Source organism: Arcicella sp. BE140, assembly GCF_031456255.1.
GTDB classification, from domain to species: Bacteria; Bacteroidota; Bacteroidia; order Cytophagales; family Spirosomataceae; genus Arcicella; species Arcicella aquatica.
This window is the reverse complement of record NZ_JAVDUE010000012.1, coordinates 122,141-135,733: the sequence shown is the minus strand read 5'-3', so window position 1 is coordinate 135,733 and position 13,593 is coordinate 122,141. Positions and strand designations below refer to the sequence as shown.

The window sequence follows — 13,593 nt, the reverse complement described above, 5'->3', positions numbered from 1 at the left end:
ACTATCTGTTAATAATAATTCTTTTCGTAATTAAAAGCGAATCGGTATTTAATCTTAACATATATTGTCCTTCGGGCAAGTCAGTTAAATTCATTGTTCTGCTGGCATCTAATGACGAAATTGTCCCCCTCTGTAGCAAGCCTCCTAACAAATTATAGACTTCATACGTAGTATTATTCCAAGGGTCTCTGGCTTCAATTTTAAATACTCCATTACTTGGATTTGGATAAATTGACACGCCATTATCATTAAAGAATTTAAAGGCATACTGGTTTGAAACAGGAGAAAAGCAAACCTTGTCTCCATAAAATAATGTAGGATAGACGTTTTTAGCTATAACACTCAGATTGGCTTCCTCGGTAAATCTTATTGAGCTTCCCGATAGATTATTGTTGGCTACCCCATTCACCTGCCAAACGTATTGGTCAGCCCTAACAGCATTTACTCCCACGGTATAAGGGCTTAAACGAACGATAGAGTCCACTCGTGGAGGATTCGCTTTTACGGATACAAATACAGTGGGCGAAATTGGTGATTTACAGTCATTCCCATCAGTCTGATAAGCACGAAACCCTCCAGACTGTGTAATAGTTAGGTTTTGAATACCAAAATTTGTAACTGTACCATTCTGACTAGCAAGCCACGTGGGTCTATTGCCTGCGATTAAGCTCATTTGTAACGTAGTATTATCTCCATCACAAAACACAGTATCTTTCGTTGATAAAATAGTAGGCGTGGCAGGTAAAGGATTCACCGTTATTTTTTGCGCTGCTGATGCCATTGAAAAACAATTATTACCATCAATGGTTCTGACAGTATAATCACCCGAAGTATTTATTCTTATATTTTGAGTGCTTGTTCCTGTATTCCACAAATACCTATTGGCCGATACATTAGATGAAGTAAGCGTTACATCAGTATCTGCACAAAAAGTTGTTGGGCCACTCGCTACGATAGTTGGAGTGGGTGGTAAAGGATTTACTATAATCTGAATGCCGTCTGAAATCGGAGAAGAACAACCTTGAGGACTAATCGTTGTTACTCTGTAAGTACCCGAAGTATTTATTCTCAAGTTCTGACTATTAGTTCCTGTACTCCACAAATAACTCCCTGCCTGTGTATTCGATGAGGTTAATGTTACATCAGTATCAGCACAAAAAGTTGTTGGGCCACTCGCTGCAATAGTTGGTTTTGGGGGTAAAGGCTTATTCGTTGTAGTAACGGTTGGTGAAAAATCAGATTGGCAACCATACTGATTAACTGTTCTTACGGCAAAACTTCCTGAGGTAGAAACATTAATAGACTTCGCAATACTTCCGTTGCTCCATTCATAGATAGCTGCGTCGTTAGCATTTAATGTAACACTATTACCATCACAAAAACTAACATCGCTACTAGCCGTAATAGATGCCGACGGAACAGCGCTCCCTACAAAAGATATGTAAGGTACTTGAATAACATTGCCTACATTATCACGAAAACGAGCATAATACTTTTTATCGGTTCCAACTGAAAGTCTAGTTAATTTCTGGCTTGAAAATACACCACTTGAAAAATTACTACCATTATTTGACCATTGATAGTTTGAGTAGCCATCTGGCAAGTTTACATCTACCTGATTGTTTCCACAATAGAAATCCAAATTACCAATTGTCATCGGTAGTTGTGGTCTTGAGTTTCCAAAAAAGTTATCATTCAACGCATTACTCCATGCATTTGCTAGTTGCTCCAAGCCTACTCCATTGAAATGTACACCATCTTGACGCCCCGTAACCTGAATTTGGTCGGTATTAGGGCCAAAAAATACATTATTGTTGGCTTGGTTAATTACTGCCAATTGTCCATTGATAATATTCTGGTCAGTAACGATGGGTGTACCGCAAATACCACTACATGGGGTAGCAGACCCTCCAGAAGTCAAAGAGACTACCCAGCTTATATCTTTACCAGAGTCTGACCTAGACTTATTGATAATTGTTTGAAGATTTGAACGATATACCTCGCTATTGGTAGCTAGTTTTTGATTAACCAAAAAATTATCAGACTCCCCCTGACACCATAAAACAGCACGAATGCCTAATTGAGCAACGAAATAATGAAAGGAATCTGAAAGGTCTTGATATGGTAACTTGTTTTGATAGGTTCCTCCAATATATGGATTGGGGGCATTGTTTCCATTCGCAGAAATTGCCCAAGTGCTACTTGAGGTACCCTCAAAAGCAGCATTAAAAAACATTACTGGTACATTTAATTTATTTACGAGTAAATCGCCTAGTCTTCCCCAACACCAACCATTCATTCCTCTTGGGGCAATCCTACTATTAGCTTCTAATTTTGAAAATGGAGACAAGGAAATATAAAAATCTCCTCCTGAATCTGTATTTGTAGCAGACCCAAAACAGTTTACACGATCATTTGTTGCCCCAATTCCCGCAATTTGGGGCATACCTTGGGCATTAGATTGCCCAGCTATTACAAAAACTTCCCCAACTCCTACTCTTTCCAGTCGTGTAGTACCTTCAATGAGGGTTCCATACAAACTACCCCTCAACTCCAAGCTATACCACCCTTGTTTAACTCGCATGACGGTGCTGAAATTGCCATTAAGGGGCAGTACTTTTATGACTGTCCAATCTACATATTCACCTTGTCCGGCTTCAACAGGGATTAATCTAGCTTCTATTTTATCAATCTGTTTTTCGTATGTACCTGAAATGGTAATTTGTGAAAAGCCTTCTTGGTTTCGCTGATAGACAGCTCTGTTTTGAGGCGAAGTAATCTTTATCTGGCAAAAAAGTATAGTTGGAATACAAAGATTTAATACCAACAAAAGAATTCTTTTGGGAAATAACATCAGAATTATTGTTTAAACTTTATCTCAACAAGATAAAATAAGTAAGGAGGTAATTTTTTAGCGTAACCCTATTCGTAAAACTTTTAACGTAATAAAAATATACAAAATTCACGTAAAGTGAATCTTATGATATATTTATCTAAAAATACTTATCTTTCGATAAGTATTTTCTTCGAAATTTTAAAATTGTTATTCGTTGCTCTTAAGATATAAGTACCATCTACTAGCGTACTCAAATCAAGCACTTTTTGTGCATCTAACACATCTATTTTACCCTGATACATTAGTCTTCCATCTACTGTATAAATAGCGATAATTGTATTTTCTAAATTATACCTACTCTCTAAAGTAAATCTACCATTTCTTGAAGGATTCGGGTATACCGATAGCCCTTTATCATCATAAGATACCAAACCATAAGTGGCTATTTCTGAAATACATACCAATGGATTCACATATCCTTGAATCTGATAAATATTTCTAGCCTGCACTGTATAATTACCTGCATCTATTGCTCTGATGATAGTATCTTTAGGAGCCGTAGCCAATGTTTTTCCTTCATATTTCCAGACAAACTCAGTAGGCAACTTTGCCGTTTTTACCCCTAAAGTGTAAGTCCCTTTTTGTACGATACTTACTGACGTTGGGTTATCTTTTAATGTCGTTTGAACAACATTCGATGCTTTTGATAAACAGCCTTTTTCGTCTCTTACAAAACCTTTCACTAATTCCGTGCCAGAGACTTTAATCAGTGAAGGATTGTTATTGGTAAGAACTCCGTTTCTTTCCCAAGTAAAAGTGTACTTTTTGGCATCTGGCGACGTAAGGTTGATGTTTACACTTGAACCTTCGCAAAATACAACATCGCTTAAAGCATTGATGGTTGGAGGCTTAGGTAACGGGTTTACAAATGTTGTAATATTGTCTTTTGACGTAGGTGATAAACAGTTATTTGTGCCACGCGTTTGAACAAAGAATGTTCCCGCTTTTTTAACGACAATACTTTGAGTTGTTTCTCCTGTATTCCATAAATAGCTTACTGCTCCTTCATTAGAGGATACCAGCGTGACACTCTGTTCATCACAAAACTCTGTTGAACTTGTGAATGAAATGGTGGGTGCTACAGGACGAGGTTTTACCGTCAATTTTACTTCATTTGAAATAGGTGACTGACAGGCATTTTTATCTACTACTCTTAATGTATAACTTCCTTCATTGCTTACAGAAATATTGCTAGTAGCAGCTATATTAGAAGTAGGTGCACTCCATTGATAAATAGGGTTTTCTGCTTCTGTAGTACTTTGTATGGTGACACTCGTACCTATACAAAAATTAACATCGTCGATAGCCTTGATAACAGGGGCTTTAGGCGGCAAATTTGTTTTTACTGTAAAGCTAGGTACTTGAACGATATTACCATTAGCACGTGTCACTTTAACCACGTATGAACCCGCAGGAACATTTACTGTTCGGGTATTATATTCTTGAAAGGTTGTTTCATTTACCCATCGATATTGTTGATACCCTGCTGGCAAACTCAATCTCACTAAATCTGTAGAAACACATTCAAGGGAAACACTAGGAATAGTGTCTGCTGAAATAGGCTCTACTGTTTCAAAAAAGTTTTTATTATCTACTGTCAGCGCCCTAATCCATGCATCGGCAACATCTGTTAGTCCTTTGCCAGTAAAGTGCACACAGCGGTCTCTTTCGCCGATAAAATCTACCTGAATATTATCTGTAAATGGCCCAGGGAAAATGGGTCTGAGTGCATCAGTCGTTATCGCTTGGTTCTGTGCATTTACAATGATTGGCGAGGGCTTGGGTGGTGATAAAATAGAATCACAACCACGCTGACTTGAATAGGAAGTACGTGCAACTACCCAAGCTAGTTTATTAGTCCCTAAATCTTGGCGACTCTTTTTGATTAAACGCTGAAGATTATCCAAATAATTATCAATCGTTACCGGAGCAGGCTTGCCTTGTGCAATAGCTTCAAGGTTCACTAGGTTTTGGGTTTCTCCTTCCATCCACAGTACGGCTCTTACTCCTAGGTTTATGCCATAGTAGCGTAATACAGAATTTAGGTTTTCATAAGGATAACCTACAGGAAAATATCGAAGTGGCATGCCTACGTCTTGAAAATCTCCTAAAGTAGGAACCGTAGGATTTTCAGCACTTTCTCGCCAAGTTCTTACTGACGAACCTCCCCAGCCTGTATTGAAAAACATAATAGGAACATTCAGCTTCGCAGCAAGAGCATCTCCTACTTTTCCCCAATAATAAGGTCCTAAACCTAAAGGACCAATCGTTACATTTTTGCTAAGTTGAGAGAATTCAATAAGCGAATAATTACTTGTAGTATATGTTACATAACTTGTATTCTTGGGGTCAAATTCTTTTTTGTAGCCGTTCTCACTATAATCTTTTAAAAAGTTGGCACAGTTTACTCTATCATCTCCAGCAGCAGTTTCTGCATCAGACCGAAGCCCGCTTCCTCCAGCATTAGACTGCCCTGCAATCACAAATACTTCACCTACTCCTACTCTCTCGATACTAGCAACATCACCAACCACTTTCCCTCTTAATAAGCCTCTTACTTCCATTTTATACCAGCCCCCTTTTACCGTAACCGACCCTTTGAATAATCCACCGAGCGGATTAGCCTTTAGGACAGTCCAGTCTATCGCAATACCTTGCCCACTTTTCACAGGGCTCATCCTTACTTGTAGTGTATCAATCGGTTGTGAGTAAGTTCCGGTTATCGTAACAATGGCTTCGTTACTCAAATTACGTTGAAATATTTGTCTGAGTACAGGCGAAGTGAGTTTGATTGTTGTTTGACTAAACAATAAGTTATGGGTGCTGATGAGCAACAAAATCAGTAACAATCTCTTAAGCATATTCACTGAATTTAAGTAAAGTACAAGTGTTTGTGAAGTATAAGACGCCAATAGTCTAAAAAGCGTTGCTTTTTAAGCTAATAATAAGTGGATAATCATAGAAAAATCCTACAAAAATAAAGAAAGCATCCCAGAATCTGAGATGCTTTCTTTATTTTATTTAAATAATTTATCAAACGGTAGTTAACCATTTATGGATAAATAATTAGTCAGCTACTACGGTGAATTTCACTTTGTGCTTCACTTCTTTGTGTAAATCAAGTGTTGCAGTGTAATCACCAACAAATTTCACTTCAGAATCCAAAGCGATTTTCTTTCTATCTACCTCAAATCCTTTTTCTTTCAAAGCTTCAGAGATTTGGATAGTAGTAACACGACCAAAGATTTTACCGCTTTCACCTACTTTAGCAGCAATAGCTAATGTAATATCACCGATAGATTCAGCCAAAGCCAAAGCATCTAATTTCACTTTTTCAGCTTTGTGAGCTACTTGCTTGATATTTTCAGCAAGAATTTTTTTGTTTGATCCCGTCGCTTGAACTGCGAAACCCTGTGGAATCAAGTAGTTACGTCCATATCCTGGCTTTACATTAACTACGTCATTTTTATAACCGAGACCTGCGATGTCAGTCTTTAAGATGATTTCCATTTTTTTATTTTATTAAGATATTAGGGCTTTATTTAAAGGCAACAGTTAAAACCATCAGCCCATTTCTTATTACCTAAAACCTATTATCTAAAACCTTATTTATAATAACTATTTCAATCCGTCAGCCACGTAAGGCATCAAAGCCAAGTGTCTTGCACGTTTGATAGCTACAGCTACTTTACGTTGAAATTTCAAAGAAGTACCAGTAAGACGACGAGGAAGAATTTTTCCTTGTTCGTTTACTAACTTCAATAAAAAGTCAGGGTTTTTGTAGTCGATATATTTAATGCCTGATTTTTTGAAACGGCAATATTTTTTGCGGATTACGCTTTTGTCAACTGGTTCGTTTACTAATGTCATGATTTCAAAATGTTGAATTTCGTGAATGTCTTACTTATTCTGCTTTTGCTTCTGCAGCTACTGGTTTTTTACCTACCAAACCTTTTTGCTTACGCTCGTTGTATGCTACTGCGTGCTTATCAAGAACAGTTGTCAAGAAACGAATCACTTTTTCGTCACGCTTGTATTCAAGTTCCAATTTAGCTACTAGAGTTCCTTCTGCTTTGAACTCAACGATATAATAGTAACCAGTTTGTTTGTTTTGAATAGGATACGCCAGCTTACGTATTCCCCATGCTTCTTCATTAATGATCTCAGCATTGTTGTCCGTTAGGACTTTTTTGAACTTTTCAACGGCATCCTTTGTCTGCTGTTCAGACAAAACGGGAGTTAAGATGAATACCGTTTCATAATTACGTAATTCCATAAGTATGTAATGTTGTTTTAAAAATTGGAGTGCAAAATTACACATTCCCTTTGTAATTACAAAACATTACAGATAAAGTTTTTGATAATCAGGAAGATAGAGTTATATAAAGACCTCACTAGGTATCAATAGCTAAATTATCTTCAATTTTTGGCACCCGAAATAGCCCCTGCCTTTTGTAGTTTATTTATATTTTCACTGTTTTTATACCCTAATACCTTTACCTCTGTTCGCCTATTAATGGCATGTTCTTTCTCCGAACATACTACGCCATCCTTACATTGATTCAGCAACTGGGTTTCACCATAACCTTTGGCAATAATTCTTTCTTGGGCAATCCCGCCTTTGATAATAATGAAATTAACCGCTTGGGCTGCGCGTTTCTGCGACAAGCTCATGTTATATTCCTCATCTGCCCTACTATCAGTATGTGACCCTAGCTCTACCTTAATATCAGGATTGTCTTTTAGAATTTGTATTAATGTGTACAATCCTTGAAAGGCTTCTTTCTTGATTTCCCATTTATTAAAATCATAATGGATATTATCAATCCTGTAAATATCATTGAGGTTTATTTTTTGCATATTAATAGTAGCCTCTATTAATTCATTTTGGTTAGCCAAAGTAGTTACATTTTCAATCATGATGCCCGACACACAAAAAGCTTTTTTGGAATCAAGCAAATAACAAGCAGCATTAAAGTTGGCACGGCGTGTTAAATATTCATCAAATCGTGCAATGATATCGTAGTCATTCCCTTTTTCAAGTTTGATTTTTGCATATCCATTCTGTACTCTGACAGAGTCTACTAACTGCTGTTTGGTCTTATTAAATACTTTCACAAATGAGCCTTCCAGATTTCCACTTGTCTCGCTATCCACTACTTTCAGTTTCAGGAGGTAAAATCTTGGTTCTTTAGCTGGGGTTACCTGAGCAAAAAGGCTTGTACAAAAGCTACAAAACATAAGCAATAGAAGTGTTTTCATTGGATTTACTGGTTACAATAATATATCATGTTGAATGCCTTTTAGCCTACACTTTTATGACTTTTGTCGAAAATCAAAGATGACAGAGAAAAATCAGAAAAAATTTTCAGCTTTTAACAAAAAAAAATGCCACGTTTATTTAAGATTTATAACGAAAAACACTGATTTATCTTTCTTATGGGAATCATAAAATTTCAAAAGCCTGTCAGCATGACAGAAGCCCTTTGAAATCTCAATGTAGCAACTATATTTGTAATGAATTTAACCGCCATTAAATTTAATGAGAAAACCATTTTTATTGATCATCTCAATACTGAGTATTGGGCTGATGACTAGTTGCAACGAAAGTATTACGCCTTTAGAAAAGGTAGTTCCTGCAAGCAGTGCTAAGAGCACTAATAGCGTTAAACAAACGCTTCTTAACAGTTTTTGGCAATACGGAGAAATTAATATTCAAGGTGGCTCAAAAACTAAACTTGTGTTTTCAAGACAACAAAATGTTGGCTTGAACAATACAATTTCTAAAATCCAAATCAATTTCAAGACTGATGGTACTATTGTAAGCCTTCAAGAAGGTTTAGTTGTACAGAAAGGTAAGTGGAAATTGCTCAATAATGACAAACAATTAGAACTAGCTATTGAAAATAGTCCGGTAGAAGTGTTTAATATTGTTCAGTTCAATAAAGATGTTATTGAGTATAATTCTGTGTTAAAACCAAATGGTTCTCAGGATGACGCTTGGACGATGACTTTGGCTTTTTTAGGCGCTTCACCGTCTTCTGTTACCGAAATTACAACAACGTATAAACTATCACCGATATAATATTTCAGTGAAATTACGGACTAATTTAAAAGACCTGTGACGTTTTAAATCGTCACAGGTCTTTTTGTTGTATCTTTACAGCCTATTTTCGTTAAGGTATTTAAAGAGAAAACCCTAAAATATATTATGCAGCACGATATTATCGTAATCGGAGGAGGAATCGTTGGGCTTGCTACCGCTCTAAGAATCAAGGAACAACGCCCAGAAATGAAAGTTTTGGTACTTGAAAAAGAACGTGAAGTAGCAGTTCATCAAACAGGTAATAATTCTGGTGTTATTCACTCGGGGCTTTATTATAAGCCCGGTTCACTGAAAGCAACCAATTGTATCCGTGGATATCATCAGCTAATAGATTTTTGTAACCAAGAAAATATCCCTTATGAACTAACAGGGAAAGTAGTAGTAGCTACCAAGCACGAACAACGCCAACAGTTAGAGAACCTTTATGTGCGGGGACAACAAAATGGATTAGAAGGATTGCGTAAAATTTCGCCCGCAGAAGTAAAAGAATATGAACCTTATGTTACTTGTGTAGAAGGTATGTGGGTTCCACAAACTGGAATTGTTGATTACAAAGTAGTATCGCAAAAAATGGCGGATAAATTAAGAAGCCTTGGTGCTGAGTTACTATTTAATGAAAAAGTAATAGGCGTTACCAAAGGGCATTCATTATCAATCATTAAAACTGAAAGAAATACCTACGAAACTAAATTGGTGATTAACTGTGCAGGACTGTACTCTGACAAAGTAGCACAGATGTCACAAGATTATCCAATTGATGTGCGTATTGTCCCTTTCCGTGGCGAGTATTTCAAAATTCGTCCTGAGAAACATTATTTGGTTAAAAACCTAATCTACCCTGTTCCAGACCCAAATTTCCCATTCTTAGGTGTACACTTTACTAGAATGATGCGTGGGGGCATCGAAGCGGGGCCAAATGCGGTACTGGCTTTTAGAAAAGAAGGATATAAAAAATTAGACATTGACCCAAAAGAACTGTGGGACACCCTCACATGGGGTGGTTTTCAGAAAGTAGCAGCCAAATATTGGGAAACAGGCTTGGGCGAAATGTACAGAAGTTTTTCAAAGGCTGCTTTTACAAAAGCTTTACAAGAATTAATTCCAGATATTCAAGAATCTGATTTGATTGAAGGCGGTGCTGGCGTAAGAGCACAGGCTTGCGACCGTACTGGAGGGTTATTAGATGACTTCTCTATCATCGAAGACGAGAAAGTAATCAATATTTTGAATGCACCATCTCCTGCTGCAACTTCCTCATTGTCAATCGGACAAACAGTTTCTGAAATGGCTTTAAAGCGTTTTTAGATAAACTTAATATTAATAAAATAGCCTCAGAACTAAATTTAATAGTTTTGAGGCTATTTCTTTTATGGTTAAGTAAGTTGTTTAGAACTTATTTTTTTTTGTTTCAGTTAAATAAGTAATCCCATAATTCAGCGATCAATCCACATGAGAATACTTTACCGTTATTTAAAAAAATACCAAGCTACCGTACTTGGTGCCTTAGCCTTGGCGGCTATTAATCAAATTTTTTCACTGCTCGATCCTTTTATTTTCCGTAAAATCATTGATGATGTCGCAACGGTTTATAATTCAGACAATCATACTGTTCAAGAGTTCTTGTATGCTATTCTCCCCCTCTCTGGTGCTTCTGTAGGCGTAGCATTTGTAAGTAGAGTAGCTAAAAACTTTCAAGATTATTTTATCAGTACTGTTACACAACGGGTAGGCGCACAGATTTATGCCGATGGTATTAGCCATTCTTTAGAATTACCTTACGAAAGTTTTGAAGACCAACGCTCTGGAGAAACCCTTGGTAAGCTTCAAAAAGTAAGAGTGGATGTAGAAAAGTTGATTTCTGTAGGTATCAATATCCTTTTCCAGTCGGTAATTGCCCTGATATTTATCTCAATATATGCCTTTTCGGTACATTGGATGATTCTGCCTTTATTTTTAGTAACAGGACCACTGATTGCTTGGATTAGTTCGGTATTGAGTAAAAAAATAAAAACGATTCAAATACAAATTGTTCGAGAATCAACGGGTTTGGCAGGCTCTACGACAGAATCTTTAAGAAACATTGAATTAGTAAAATCACTTGGTTTAGCCAAACAAGAGGTGGCTCAATTGAATGCTACGACTCAGAAAATCCTAGCCCTTGAACTCAAAAAGGTGCGTTATGTCCGTTCAATGTCTTTCGTACAAGGTACGTGCGTGAATTTAATTCGTGCATTAATGGTACTGGTATTGATTTACCTGATATATGAAAAAAAGATAACCATTGGTGAATTTTATTCATTGAATATTTACTCGTTCTTCCTTTTTGGTCCATTACAAGAAATTGGGAATGTCGTAAATACTTATCGTGAAGCAGAAGTTTCTTTACAGAATTTTGAAGATATTTTTAAAATTCCAGTAGAAGTAAAACCTGCTAACCCGTACCCTGTTATTAGTATTGATACGTTGGCTTTTGAAGATGTACAATTCCGTCATCAATCTGCTACGAAAGATGCCTTGCGAAAAATTTCATTTGAAGCGAAAAAAGGTGAAACCATTGCTTTTGTAGGGCCTTCTGGTTCTGGAAAATCTACTTTAGTGAAATTGCTGGTAGGTTTGTATCGACCAAAAGATGGTAAAATTCTTTTCAATGGACATAACTACAATGAGATTGATTTCGACCAGCTACGTGAACGCATCGGTTTTGTAACACAAGACACTCAGCTTTTCTCGGGAACAATCAGAGAGAATTTACTATTCGTCAATCCATCTGCCACTGATGAACAATGTTTGGATGTATTGAAAAAAGCAGCTTGTAATACGCTTTTAGAACGTGCTGACAAAGGACTCGACAGCGTCATTGGTGAAGGCGGCGTAAAAGTATCAGGGGGTGAAAAACAACGCTTGAGCATTGCTAGAGCTTTATTGCGTAATCCAAATTTACTGGTATTTGATGAAGCTACTTCATCGTTGGATTCACTAACAGAAGAAGAAATTTCGGAAACCATTCGTGAGGTTTCGGAAGGGCATACTCATCTTACCATCGTAATTGCCCACCGACTTTCTACCATTATGCATGCCGATAAGATTTTTGTATTGGAAAAAGGGAAAATCGTAGAAAATGGCTCACATACTGCATTATTAGACAACAAAGGATTGTACTATGCGATGTGGAGGCAACAAGTTGGTGAAAAGGATTCGATAGAAATAGACTAGACAAGTAAAAGTTGTGAATTGTGAGTGATGAGTTTTGACCCATTACTTAGTTCTTTACATAAACAGTGATTTAGTATGTTGACATATTAAATCACTGTTTATTCACGTTCCATGCTTCTCTTTACATCCTTTTCTTTGATTGAATCACGTTTGTCATAAAGCTTCTTACCTTTCGCCAAAGCAATATCTATTTTAGCAAAACCTCTGTCAGAAATATACATTCTGGTCGGAACAATGGTCAGCCCTTGGTCTTTCAGTTTGTTTTGTAACTTCTTAATTTCTTTCTTCGTCAACAGTAATTTACGGTCTCTAAGTGGCTCGTGGTTATAATGAGTCCCTTCGTTGTACTTAGAAATATTCATTTGTCTGATGTACAATTCTTCATTCAGAAACAAACAGTAGGCATCTGTAAGATTTACTTTCCCTTGACGAATCGACTTAATTTCAGTACCCATCAGCATTACTCCTGCCGAGAATTTTTCAATAAAAAAATACTCAAACGAAGCCCTTCTATTCTTAATTTCTATATTTTTTTCTATGCTCTCCTTTGCCATTTTCTGTAAAATTTAATACTTGTTGATAAAAAGTGTAGGATTAATTCTTGCTAAAAAAAGCCATACAGCAAATCTGTACGGCTTTTCTTTCGCAAAATTATAAAAACTTTAAAGAATAATCTTTAATTATTTCTTTTCAGGTCCTTTTTTCTCAGCATATTCTTTGTTTAAGCCTTCAACAATCTCTTTTGTTCTGTCTGCACTATCGTCAGCGAACAAAATTCCACCGCCACTCAAAGTATATCCTAATACAAATTCAAATTTGTTTTCAGCATTGTGCTTCTTGATATATTCACGAATGTTAGCATACAATTCTTGCATTTTTTTGCCTTGCTCTTCGGCTAAAGCTGCTTGTTTTTGTTGGCTGTATTGCTGTAATTCAGAACCTTTTTTCTTCAACATCATATCAGCAGCTTGCAAGTCTGCTTGTGTCATTGTTTGTGCTCTTTGTTGAATTGCTTGTAATTCACCTTGTAAAGCTCTTTCACGTTGACCCAAATCTACTTGTAAACGATAACCCTTATTTTCAAATTCTTTTTGGGCATCTTTATAGAATTGATAATTTGCCAATAATGAATCTGTGTTTACATAAACTGTTTTCTTTTCGCCGCTAGTAGTTGAGGTTGAAGAGCTTGATGTTGCGTTTTCCTTGTTGGCAGATTTATCACACGAGAAACATCCAATTGCTAATAAGCCACTGCACAAGATTAGGGATAATTTTTTCATTTCAGTTAAAGCCCCTGCCCCAAGGGATAATTTTTGAATTATGTTAGTCTTCGGATGGGGTAATTAGAAGATAAAAATTTAACAAATATACTAATTTT

General features: G+C 36.6%; 11 protein-coding genes. 3 read left to right on the top strand and 8 right to left on the bottom strand.

What is annotated here, in order from left to right; all coding sequences use genetic code 11:
* Position 1: 1 nt before the first annotated feature.
* The 6 genes from J2Y60_RS17025 to J2Y60_RS17000 form a co-directional block, all read right to left on the bottom strand.
* On the bottom strand, positions 2 to 2,854 hold the full coding sequence (locus tag J2Y60_RS17025) for a T9SS type A sorting domain-containing protein (RefSeq protein ID WP_309920807.1): 2,853 nt from the start codon (positions 2,852 to 2,854) through the stop codon (positions 2 to 4).
* 149 nt (positions 2,855 to 3,003) lie between these two features.
* A complete protein-coding gene (locus tag J2Y60_RS17020; protein ID WP_309920810.1) occupies positions 3,004 to 5,757 on the bottom strand; it encodes a T9SS type A sorting domain-containing protein in 2,754 nt (917 codons plus the stop codon).
* A 205-nt stretch (positions 5,758 to 5,962) separates the two neighbouring features.
* The gene (rplI, locus tag J2Y60_RS17015) at positions 5,963 to 6,406 is read right to left on the bottom strand and encodes a 50S ribosomal protein L9 (RefSeq protein ID WP_309920813.1); all 444 of its coding nucleotides are present in this window, start codon (positions 6,404 to 6,406) and stop codon (positions 5,963 to 5,965) included.
* Positions 6,407 to 6,514: 108 nt separating this feature from the next.
* On the bottom strand, positions 6,515 to 6,766 hold the full coding sequence (gene rpsR, locus J2Y60_RS17010; RefSeq protein ID WP_184137058.1) for a 30S ribosomal protein S18: 252 nt from the start codon (positions 6,764 to 6,766) through the stop codon (positions 6,515 to 6,517).
* Positions 6,767 to 6,800: 34 nt separating this feature from the next.
* Positions 6,801 to 7,172 carry a 30S ribosomal protein S6 gene (rpsF, locus tag J2Y60_RS17005; RefSeq protein WP_309920816.1) on the bottom strand — a complete coding sequence of 124 codons (372 nt, stop codon included), beginning with the start codon at positions 7,170 to 7,172 and terminating at the stop codon, positions 6,801 to 6,803.
* Between the two features lie 143 nt (positions 7,173 to 7,315).
* Positions 7,316 to 8,158: an OmpA family protein gene (locus tag J2Y60_RS17000; protein ID WP_309920819.1), complete on the bottom strand. Its 843-nt coding sequence runs from the start codon at positions 8,156 to 8,158 to the stop codon at positions 7,316 to 7,318.
* Positions 8,159 to 8,438: 280 nt separating this feature from the next.
* Here J2Y60_RS17000 and J2Y60_RS16995 point away from each other — a divergent pair, with 280 nt between their 5' ends.
* The 3 genes from J2Y60_RS16995 to J2Y60_RS16985 all read left to right on the top strand — a co-directional run bounded on the left by J2Y60_RS16995 (position 8,439) and on the right by J2Y60_RS16985 (position 12,215).
* The gene (locus tag J2Y60_RS16995) at positions 8,439 to 8,981 is read left to right on the top strand and encodes a hypothetical protein (RefSeq protein WP_309920821.1); all 543 of its coding nucleotides are present in this window, start codon (positions 8,439 to 8,441) and stop codon (positions 8,979 to 8,981) included.
* Positions 8,982 to 9,107: 126 nt separating this feature from the next.
* The gene (gene lhgO, locus J2Y60_RS16990; protein WP_309920824.1) at positions 9,108 to 10,307 is read left to right on the top strand and encodes an L-2-hydroxyglutarate oxidase; all 1,200 of its coding nucleotides are present in this window, start codon (positions 9,108 to 9,110) and stop codon (positions 10,305 to 10,307) included.
* 144 nt (positions 10,308 to 10,451) lie between these two features.
* Positions 10,452 to 12,215, top strand: coding sequence for an ABC transporter ATP-binding protein (locus J2Y60_RS16985; protein WP_309920827.1), 1,764 nt, complete (start codon positions 10,452 to 10,454; stop codon positions 12,213 to 12,215).
* Between the two features lie 98 nt (positions 12,216 to 12,313).
* Here J2Y60_RS16985 and smpB read toward each other — a convergent pair whose 3' ends face one another.
* Both smpB and J2Y60_RS16975 read right to left on the bottom strand, forming a co-directional pair.
* Positions 12,314 to 12,769: an SsrA-binding protein SmpB gene (gene smpB / locus J2Y60_RS16980; RefSeq protein WP_184137047.1), complete on the bottom strand. Its 456-nt coding sequence runs from the start codon at positions 12,767 to 12,769 to the stop codon at positions 12,314 to 12,316.
* 126 nt (positions 12,770 to 12,895) lie between these two features.
* Complete coding sequence (locus J2Y60_RS16975; protein ID WP_309920830.1) at positions 12,896 to 13,495, bottom strand: OmpH family outer membrane protein; 600 nt, start codon at positions 13,493 to 13,495, stop codon at positions 12,896 to 12,898.
* Between the last annotated feature and the right edge of the window lie 98 nt (positions 13,496 to 13,593).